The 870-nt window shown below is 64.6% G+C and carries 1 protein-coding gene; it reads left to right on the forward strand.

Going from position 1 to position 870, the window contains the following annotated elements; genetic code table 11:
- Window positions 1-749: methyl-accepting chemotaxis protein (locus tag NV64_RS21095; protein WP_233209062.1), on the forward strand; the 749-nt coding region annotated here is incomplete at its 5' end.
- Between the last annotated feature and the right edge of the window lie 121 nt (window positions 750-870).

Here is an 870-nt window from a genome sequence, read left to right on the forward strand (position 1 = left end):
CCGCCAGTGATTCGGTGCGTCAGGGGGCGGAAGAGATCGCCAGCGGCAACCTCGATCTGGCTTCCCGCACCGAGCAGCAGGCCGCCGCGCTGGAGCAGACCGCCGCCAGTATGGAGCAGCTGACCGCGACGGTGAAGCACAACGCCGATAACGCTCATCAGGCCACCGCGCTGACCGATAACGCCACCGATATTGCCCAGCGCGGCGAGCAGCTGGTGCAGCAGGTGGTACATATTATGCAGCAGATCGACGAGAGTTCGCAGCGTATCGGGGCCATTACCAGCATTATTAACGGTATTGCCTTCCAGACCAATATTCTGGCGCTGAACGCGGCGGTGGAAGCGGCGCGCGCCGGTGAGCAGGGTCGCGGCTTTGCGGTGGTGGCCTCTGAGGTACGCAGCCTGGCGCAGCGCAGCGCCGACGCGGTGAAGGATATTTCAGCGCTGATCGCCGAGTCGACGGAGCGCGTCGATCAGGGCGTGACGCTGGTGCAGAGCGCCGGGCAGACCATGCAGGAGATGACGCAGGCGGTGACCTCGGTGAAGACCATTATTGGCGAGATCGTTTCGGCTTCTGACGAGCAGTCGCAGGGCATCGGTCAGGTGACGGTGGCGGTAAATCAGATGGACGGTGCCACCCAGCAGAACTCGGCGCTGGTGCAGCAGATGTCGGCGGCGGCGGCCTCGCTGGAGGAGCAGTCGAAGCAGCTGGCGCACACCGTGCAGCAGTTTAAGCTGGACGCGGCGTAACGGAGTATGGCAGCGGCATCACCCTTATGGCGTCGCTGCCTTTAGTCGCTGCGGGTTCGGGTGCCTGGCTTATCGGAGCGTGGCTTTGGGGCCGGGTCGCTGCGGGTTCCGGTGCCTGGCT

The sequence above is a fragment of the Erwinia sp. B116 genome, assembly GCF_002865965.1.
Classification (GTDB): domain Bacteria; phylum Pseudomonadota; class Gammaproteobacteria; order Enterobacterales; family Enterobacteriaceae; genus Erwinia.